Raw genomic sequence first — 9,179 nt, 5'->3', positions numbered from 1 at the left:
TGGGGAGCCCTTGTTCTTTGAGCCACCACCGAAAATTCCCTTGACAACGGGCTTTGAGCCTTAACTTGTCACCAATGGTTGGGGTCAAAATATCAATCATTAAGAATAATTGCCAAAAGATAATGGCTTAAGATGGACTGAAATTAATAATTGTAATTTTTTTAAAATGTTGTTAGAGAAGTTAATTATGTTAGAAAAACAACTTAACTAAGGGGTCTAAATAATTTAAAATTATAGTGAAAAGAGCAGCCCGTACAGCAGTTAACTTCACAAAAGCTTTACAATAGGATGAAATCTAAGTATTTCAATGGCAAAAAATGGGTATAAACATGGAACGATATTTGCACGTACTGAAATTGTTCTGGGGTGCGGCGATCGCAGCGGAACTAGAATACCGAATCAACTTTGTCCTCGCGGCCCTCAGCAGCCTCGGAAATCTTGCGGGCAGCTTGTTTGGGCTATTTTTGTTCTATCGTACTGGCTACACCTTTTCAGGCTATTCATGGGAAGAGGCTTTAGTTGTACTCGGTATTTTCACGATTTTGCAGGGGTTTTCGTCAACGTTTCTAGCACCGAATCTCAGCCGTATTGTCGATCGAGTGCAGCAAGGTACTCTCGATTTCGTACTCCTCAAACCCATCAGTTCCCAATTCTGGCTATCTGCAAACACAGTTTCGCCTTGGGGAATCCCCGATTTAATCTTCGGCACCGTATTGCTGCTGTATGCTGCCAACAAATTGGGAGTAGCAATCGGCAACTATTTTTTAACAGCAATACCGCTGTTATTCGGAACTATTACTCTTTACAGTATATGGTTTATGTTAGGGGCCACCAGCATTTGGTTTGTCAAAATTTACAATGTTACCGAAGTCCTCAAAGGATTGTTAGAAGCGGGTAGATTTCCAATGGCAGCTTATCCTGCAGCTTACCGATTTTTCTTCACCTTCGTAGTTCCCGTTGCCTTCTTGACGACTGTGCCGGCAGAAGCCATGCTGGGGAGAGGTGAAATCGTTTGGATCGCAGGGGCGGGAATATTGGCGATCGGACTTTTGTTAGCTTCCCGCTACTTCTGGCAATTTGCACTCCGCTTTTACACCAGCGCTTCCAGCTAGTTAAGTAGCTAGGTACACATAAACATCGCGTAGGGAGAGGGCGCGTGCGTGAAACGATTAACTCGCTTATACAAAAGTTCCTTGCCTTACCAGCTATTACAAATCTCTACAAAATATTTTTTTCCTATTTACTTATATACTTTAAAAAAATGTAAAATTTAAACATATCCTTATCTCGTTCAAATCTCAACAGTAAATAAACCACGCAAACGAAGGCAAACCAATGAAAAGAAAAAAACTGGGTAATAGTAATTTTACTATCAGCGCGATCGGTCTGGGATGTATGCCCATGTCCTTAAGCGGCCGGCCGCCAGAATCGCAATCTATTGCGGTAATTCACCGCGCCCTCGATTTGGGTGTCACCCTAATTGACACCGCAGATTCGTACTGCCAAGATCAATCCGACAAACACCACAACGAGCACCTGATTGCCAAAGCTTTGCAACAGTACAGCGGAGATGTTAGGGCCGTTACTGTCGCCACTAAAGGCGGCTTAATGCGGCCTCAAGGCGCGTGGACGCGCAACGGCAACCCCCACCATTTACGCAAGACAATTCGGGAAAGTTTTGAAGCATTGGGCGGCAAGGAACCGATCGACCTTTGGCAATATCACTCGCCCGATCCCGCTTATACCATTGAAGCAGCCCTAGCACCTGCAAAAGAAGCCGTAGAAGCAGGAATGATTCGATTTATTGGAGTGTCCAACTTTTCTGTAGAGCAGATCAAACGTGCCCGCGATACAGTAGAAGTTGTCTCCGTGCAGAATCAGTACAATCCGTGGCACAGACAGCCGGAATCAGACGGGGTTCTGGAATATTGCGAAAGCGAAAAACTGACTTTTTTTCCTTGGAGCCCTTTAGGAGGAAGCCGCCGCGCCACAAGCTTGCAAGATATGCTCGCGATCGCAAAAATAGCCGAAGAAAAAAACGTTTCAGTTTACTGTATAGTATTAGCTTGGTTGATGGCTCAATCGCCCTGCATCGTTCCGATTCCCGGTGCGACCAAAGTATCGAGTATTGAGGACTCGGTGCAGGCGCTCGAAGTTAAATTGACTGACGAGGAATTGCAACAAATTGCAGTAAGTTAAGTAAATAAGGGCAAAAAAAAATAGAACAGGCTTTCCGGCCTGTTCCACAAAGAGAACTTTATTGTGGGGTGGGTTGGAAAACCCGCCCCTTAAAGTGGGGGTTAAGGAGTAAAATTGATATTTTTTGAGGGGTTGAATTTAATGGAAGCTAATCAAGTGAATGCCGATCAAGACGTAGCAATTGAACATCAAAACGTACCTGTCGCCCATGAAGGATTGCACAACTTTTTATACAGTTCCGACTCCGAACACAGCGCCGCCGCAGCTATTTCTCACTTAGAAAATGACGGCACGCAAGTAATGTCGATCGATACATGGCGCGATTTGGCAAGTAACGCGAAAGTCGCCGGCGTTTACGCTGTAATGGACACTTCCCGGAACACTCAGTATATAGGTTATTCACGAAATATCCTGCTTTCCATCAACGGTCACATCGCCCAAAATGGTGTCGAAAATTGTGCTTTCCTGCGGGTGCAAACTTTCAAATTCCCGAAGCGGGAAGAAATGGAAAGTTTGCGGGATGCTTGGATAGCAGAAATTGGCAGCATCCCGCCTGGAAACGGTGCTGACAGCGAAATGTGGGCGGCTACGGTAGGCCAAGCAGCGCGCTCTGCAATGTCTGCTGAGGAACAAAAAGCTTATGAGGAAAAGAAACTGAAATTGCGGAAAGCAATGGCAGATTCTACTCTTACCAAAGAGTTAGAAACCGCAGTCCCAAGTGACGGCGAACGCGCTAAGGATTTGGAAGCTGCTGTTAACAATGATGACTGGAGTGCCGTGATTCAATCGCAAACCCAGGAAACAAAGTCCGGCGAATAAAATGCGCTGCTACATAAACTTTCGTCCACTATAAATGGGGGCGGGTTTATGTAGATTTTTGGTTTAAATTAAAGAGGATTGGTGAACCAAGCCATACTAATTAATGACTAATTTTGCGTTCAGTCACTAAAGTCAAACTTACCCATTCACCCTGCTCATTGTAACTGCGAATCATCCGAAACCGCAAGTCAGGTTCTACCAACCAACCAGCCTCGAAAAATATAGGTTTTCTGGATTCAATTTTGACAGGTAAAGTGCAAGAACCGCCGTCAGGAAGGAGCACAACTTGCACGGGCGAAGCACCTTCGTTAAAGTGCAGAACTGAACCGTCAATGCTGGCGCTAGAACTGATAACAGTAGCATTACTGCCAAAAGTAATTTTGTGTACTAGGCGATCGGCGCCATCCAAATGCAATTGTAAATTGGTAGAATAGGTATCAGGAGAACGCGAATCAGGATACATTGTCACTGCCTCGCCCTGCCACTCTCCCAGCAACTCGTCAACAGTTAAAGGCGGACGTTCGGGGACATTTTTATCAAGCTGCTTTTCCCGAATTAAGATAAGTTTTGATAAATTGCCGTCGGTATTGTATGTCAGAGGGAAGCGCAACCGACGATAATTGTAGATAAAACCAAACTCGGCACCGCACTCAGAATAAGGCGCTAATTGAATAGTACCTTGACAAAAAGCTCCATTCTCAAAAAATAGGATATCTCGTCCCAAACTTTGATATTCTCGAACAAGTTCGCTGACTTCCGGTTCGCCGACACCGCTAGGATTTGGGGAAAACCGACGCAGTTTCAATCGCACTGTTTTGTTGTCATTGAAACCTTCGAGAGAAATAATGCTAGGAGTATCTTGAAGTACCTCTCCTCGCGGCGATAACTGGGTAAAAGAACCGTGCCATTCTCCCAAGTTTTGCAAAAAGTTTTCCCACTGCGCTACCATATTCTTACCTGTGGATATATGTCTAAAAATAGAATTATAACTCTGCTGACGGATTTTGGATTAAGCGATGTTTATGTGGGAGTGATGAAGGGTGCGATCGCCCAAATTAACCCCCAACTCAAAGTCATTGACATTACGCACCAAATACCATCTCAAAATATTGCGGCGGCGAGGTTTTGTTTGATGACTGCTTTTGCTTATTTTCCGCCGGGAACCGTACACGTTGCTGTTGTCGATCCGGGGGTGGGAAGCAAGAGACGCGGGGTTGCGATTAAATGTGCTAATTGCTTCCTGGTGGGGCCGGATAACGGGTTGTTTAGCGGGGTGTTGAGTCGCGAAAGTGCGATCGCATCTGTGGAACTGAGCAACCCCAAATACTGGCGCACACCTCAACCCAGCAGCACTTTTCACGGTCGCGATATTTTCGCTGCAGCGGGCGCTCACTTGGCGAACGGGGTGGCATTGGAAGACTTGGGAGACGCGATCGACCCTGCAAGTTTAGTAGAGTTAGAGATACCAAATTGTGCCGTTACAGCCACAGGTGCAGCAGGCTGCATTCAATATGTCGATCGCTTTGGCAACCTAATTACTAATATCCCGAATAATTGCATTATAGGTAACAATTGGTCATTGACAATTAGCAATAGTTCTGATGCAATTCGCATCCCCAGCGGTAAAACCTACAGCGACAGCGAACCGGGGGATTTAATTGCCATAACTGGTTCTGACGGTTGGGTAGAAATTGCCGTTAATGGTGGCAGCGCTCACTCAGTATTAAAATTGGAATGCGGAGCTATCGTGCAATTGCTTTTTGAAACTAACAATTAAATAGGAGTTACGAATCGGTGCTGCGAAACCTGGTTTTTTACGAAAATATTTTGTTATAATCAGCAGACTCCCTAAAAAACCAGGTTTCTTTGGCGGAGTGCGTAAGTCATAGTCGGGAAATTTTTAGATTAGTCATTTTTGGACTGGCTAATTTTTAAATGCAAGTATTAAAAACCCGGTTTATTGAAGAAACCGGGTTTCTCCTCTTTATCCCGCTACCACGAAATTAACCAACTTTCCAGGCACTACAATTACCTTTTTAATCTCCTTACCTTCAAGGTGACGCTTAGCCAATTCAGACTCGCGAGCAAACTTTTCTAAAGCAGCTTTGTCAGCACCTGAAGGCACTTGAATTGTGCCGCGAGTCTTGCCCATAACTTGAATTACCAGCGTAATTTCATCGGTAACTAATGCAGATGGATCAACAGTCGGCCAAGTTTGCGTATGCACCGATTCACTGTTACCAGTATTGTGCCATAATTCATCAGCAATATGTGGTGCAAAAGGCGCTAACAATCGAATCAAAGTGTTAATTCCTTCTGCATAAACTGGCGAATCTTTAAATTTAGCATCATTCAAAGCATTGCTGAGTTTCATCATTTCAGAAACCGCAGTATTGAACTGATAATCACCCTCCAAATCGTCGCTAACTTCCTTAATTGCAGTGTGAATTGCCCGCCGCAAATCCTTCTCAGGTTTACTTAATTCAGCATTCTCTCCTGCTTGAGCGGGGGTGGCAGGGACTCGTCCAGCAAACTCTGTCACCACGCGCCAAACGCGATTTAAAAAACGAAATTGCCCTTCCACATCAGCGTCGTCCCACTCCAAATCCTTCTCGGGCGGTGCTTTGAATAAAATAAACATCCGCGCCGTATCTACCCCATATTTGCCCATAACTTCCAAGGGGTCAACGCCATTGTATTTTGATTTGGACATCTTCTCGTAGAAGACTTCCAAAGCTTCGCCAGTTTGAGGATCTTTGGGATTTGCGGGGTCTATATCTGCTGGGGGAACGTATTTGCCAGTAACGGGGTTTTTGTATGCCATTGCTTGCACCATGCCTTGAGTTAACAGGCGTTTAAATGGTTCGTCACAATTGATCAAACCCCGATCGCGCAAAACCTTGGTAAAGAACCGCGAATACAGTAAGTGCAAGATTGCGTGTTCGATGCCGCCCACATATTGGTCTACGGCCATCCAATCATTTGTCTTCGCCGTATCGAAGATTTGCTCTTGATTTTGAGCATCGGGATAGCGCAAGAAATACCACGAAGAATCGATAAAAGTATCCATCGTGTCTGTTTCCCGTTTCGCCGGAGTGCCGCAACTCGGACAAGGAACGTTTACCCATTCTTCCATCTTTGCCAAGGGCGAACCTTTGCCCGTAAATTCTACATTTTCCGGCAACAAGACGGGCAAATCCGATGCGGGTACGGGGACTGTTCCGCAGGTGGGACAGTGAATTACGGGAATCGGAGCGCCCCAATAACGCTGTCTAGAAATTAACCAATCTCTCAAGCGATATTGCACTCGCGCTTTGCCATAACCTGCATTTTCGGCATGGTGAATAATCGCTGCTTTGCCTTTAATTGAATCCATGCCGTTGAAGCTTTCGGAATTAATCATAATTCCGGGTTCGGTGTAAGCTTCCGTCAGCGGCACTTCATCATCATCCACAATTACTACTTTAATTGGCAGTTGATATTGATTGGCAAATTTGAAATCTCGTGTGTCGTGGGCTGGTACTCCCATGACTGCGCCGGTGCCGTATTCGTACAGCACATAATCGGCGATCCAAATGGGAATTTCTTCGCCGCTGAAAGGATTGATTGCTTTGCCGCCTGTCGGGATGCCGCGCTTTGGTTTGTCTTCGGCTGTGCGATCGATCTCGCTTTGGGCGGCGACTTCTTTGATGAAGGTTTCTACGGCGGCTTTTCTGTCTGCGGTTGTCACGCGCTGAGTTAGTGGATGTTCCGGCGCTAAAACAAGGTAACTGACGCCGTAAACTGTATCGGGACGTGTGGTGAAAACGGCGATTTTTTCATCCATTCCGACAATCGGAAATTCTAAGTAAGCGCCGACTGATTTGCCGATCCAGTTGGCTTGCATTAATTTGACTCTTTCTGGCCAATCTGGCAATTTGTCTAAGTCATTTAATAACTGTTCGGCGTAATCGGTAATTTTGAGGAACCACTGCCGCAATAATTTGCGCTCGACTTTGGCACCGGAACGCCAGGAACGACCTTCGTTATCTACTTGTTCGTTTGCTAAGACTGTTTGGTCGATCGGGTCCCAATTAACTGCGGCTTCTTTTTGATACGCTAATCCTGCTTCTAAAAATTGTAAGAAAATCCATTGAGTCCACCGATAATAATCGGGAGAACAAGTTGTAACTTCTTTTGTCCAATCAAAGGAAATGCCGAGACGGCGAAATAAGCCTTTCATTTGGGCAATATTTTCATAGGTCCATTTTGCCGGGGGAATTCCGCGCTCGATGGCGGCATTTTCTGCGGGCAAACCAAAAGCGTCCCACCCCATCGGATTGAGTACGCGATAGCCTTGCATTCGCTTGAGTCTGGCAATTACATCGATGATTGTGTAGTTGCGGACGTGCCCCATGTGCAGGTTTCCCGACGGGTAGGGGAACATGGATAAGGCATAAAATTTAGGCTTTTGCGTATCTTCTGGCATCTGGTCTAAGTTTTGCTCAGCCCATGTCTGCTGCCATTTTTCTTCTATGGATTGGGGGTTATATCTGGAATCCACAACAATTGCTCCGTGCAGGGTTTAGTAATGTTTGCTTCAGTATTTTTACACATTCAAGGGGCTTCGATTCTGATTTTTCTGAGCTCCAAGGATTTTGGCTCAAATCTCTGTATTATATATTGTAGTATATGTAATTTTAGCTGGGGGGCGATCGGCAAAATCTCCCATTCGCCCTCAAAAGAATAAGACTTACGCACGGGTGGTCAGAAACCGGGTTTTTACCAGCATACTTCGTTACAGTCGGCCAAACCGCAAAAAACCCGGTTTTTTTGGTCTTGATGCGTAAGTTTTAAAAGAATAAATAACCCCAATTCCCAGAAACCAGATTTCTGAGAGAAACCGGGTTTCTTAGCATTTATTCCGGCTTAAATGCTATCTGGATCGCACAGCAATGTACTTTTCAATTTGTCATCGGGTGGGGGCGGGTTTACGAGATTATGGGTTTCAGGCAATTATTGTTGGTGAAACCCGCCCCAACATAAATATTTTTTAACCCGCAATTTATCATTGGTAATTAATAATTTTGTAGGGGCGGGTTTTACCAACTATCTATATTTAAAACCAATAATCTCATAAACCCGCCCCCACCCAACGACTCCTAAAATTAGAAAAAATGGCGCTCTGCGATCGAATATATTGCTCATTGGCGTTCTAATTTTGCCAATTCTTTCTGGGCAAATTTGCGGAAATTTTCGTCAGAATCGTTCTGAGCGCGATCGCGCACAAGTTCTAAAGTTTGAGGGCGATCGGGATATAGTTCAATAATAGCTGCAAGAGCTGTTTGCCGGGGATTATATTGCCAACTGTACTTGCGATCGAAGGGGCTTTTGATAGCAACATCGCACAATAACTCAAATAATTCTGGGTCATCTTTCCACCCCCGTGCTAATTCTCGTACTGCTGAAGAGCGCACAAGCCCATTATCCTCGGATTGAGCCAGTTGTTTGAGAATGGGTAAGGTTTCTGGGTCATCTTTCCACCCCCGTGCTAATTTTTGTACTGCTGCATATCGCACAGCCCAATTATCGTCTGATTGAGCCAGTTGTTTGAGAATGGGTAAGGTTTCTGGGTCATCTTTCCACCCCCGTACTAATTCTTTTACTGCTGCTTGTCGCACCTTCCTATCATCGTCTGATTGAGCCTGTTGTTTGAGAATGGGTAAGGTTTCTGGGTCATCTTTCCACCCCCGTGCTAATTCTTGTACTGCGGCTTGTCGCACATCCGAATTATCGTCTGATTGAGCCTGTTGTTTGAGAATGGGTAAGGTTTCTGGGTCATCTTTCCACCCCCGTACTAATTCTTGTACTGCTGCTTGTCGCACCTTCCTATCATCGTCTGATTGAGCCTGTTGTTTGAGAATGGGTAAGGTTTCTGGGTCATCTTTCCACCCCCGTGCTAATTCTTGTACTGCGGCTTGTCGCACATCCGAATTATCGTCTGATTGAGCCTGTTGTTTGAGAATGGGTAAGGTTTCTGGGTCATCTTTCCACCCCCGTACTAATTCTTGTACTGCTGCATATCGCACACCCGAATCATCGTCTGATTGAGCCTGTTGTTTGAGAATGGGTAAGGTTTCTGGGTCATCTTTCCACCCCCGTGCTAATTCTTGTACTGCGGC

The 9,179-nt window shown here is 45.3% G+C and carries 7 protein-coding genes; 4 read left to right on the top strand and 3 right to left on the bottom strand.

The window, feature by feature from the left end; all coding sequences use genetic code 11:
* Window positions 1-329 precede the first annotated feature (329 nt).
* From QT996_RS25485 to QT996_RS25475, 3 genes are all read left to right on the top strand, one after another.
* Window positions 330-1,112 (top strand): ABC transporter permease, encoded by a 783-nt coding sequence (locus QT996_RS25485; protein WP_333050004.1) that lies wholly within the window; start codon window positions 330-332, stop codon window positions 1,110-1,112.
* A 223-nt stretch (window positions 1,113-1,335) separates the two neighbouring features.
* A complete protein-coding gene (locus QT996_RS25480; protein WP_333050003.1) occupies window positions 1,336-2,199 on the top strand; it encodes an aldo/keto reductase in 864 nt (287 codons plus the stop codon).
* A 141-nt stretch (window positions 2,200-2,340) separates the two neighbouring features.
* On the top strand, window positions 2,341-3,018 hold the full coding sequence (locus tag QT996_RS25475) for a GIY-YIG nuclease family protein (RefSeq protein WP_333050001.1): 678 nt from the start codon (window positions 2,341-2,343) through the stop codon (window positions 3,016-3,018).
* Window positions 3,019-3,118: 100 nt separating this feature from the next.
* Here QT996_RS25475 and QT996_RS25470 read toward each other — a convergent pair whose 3' ends face one another.
* Entirely contained in the window at window positions 3,119-3,967 is an 849-nt protein-coding gene (locus tag QT996_RS25470) for a DUF3598 family protein (protein ID WP_333049999.1), read from the bottom strand.
* 18 nt (window positions 3,968-3,985) lie between these two features.
* Between QT996_RS25470 and QT996_RS25465 the strand changes: the two genes are divergently transcribed.
* Window positions 3,986-4,795 carry an SAM-dependent chlorinase/fluorinase gene (locus tag QT996_RS25465; protein ID WP_333049998.1) on the top strand — a complete coding sequence of 270 codons (810 nt, stop codon included), beginning with the start codon at window positions 3,986-3,988 and terminating at the stop codon, window positions 4,793-4,795.
* Window positions 4,796-5,002: 207 nt separating this feature from the next.
* Here the strand turns inward: QT996_RS25465 and leuS are convergent, their stop codons facing one another.
* Entirely contained in the window at window positions 5,003-7,561 is a 2,559-nt protein-coding gene (gene leuS, locus QT996_RS25460; RefSeq protein WP_333049996.1) for a leucine--tRNA ligase, read from the bottom strand.
* A 640-nt stretch (window positions 7,562-8,201) separates the two neighbouring features.
* A partial coding sequence (locus tag QT996_RS25455) for a HEAT repeat domain-containing protein (RefSeq protein ID WP_333049995.1) occupies window positions 8,202-9,179 on the bottom strand: 978 nt, incomplete at its 5' end.

Source organism: Microcoleus sp. S13C4, assembly GCF_036700865.1.
Lineage (GTDB): Bacteria > Cyanobacteriota > Cyanobacteriia > Cyanobacteriales > Microcoleaceae > Microcoleus.
This window is presented reverse-complemented; position numbering and strand designations above follow the sequence as displayed.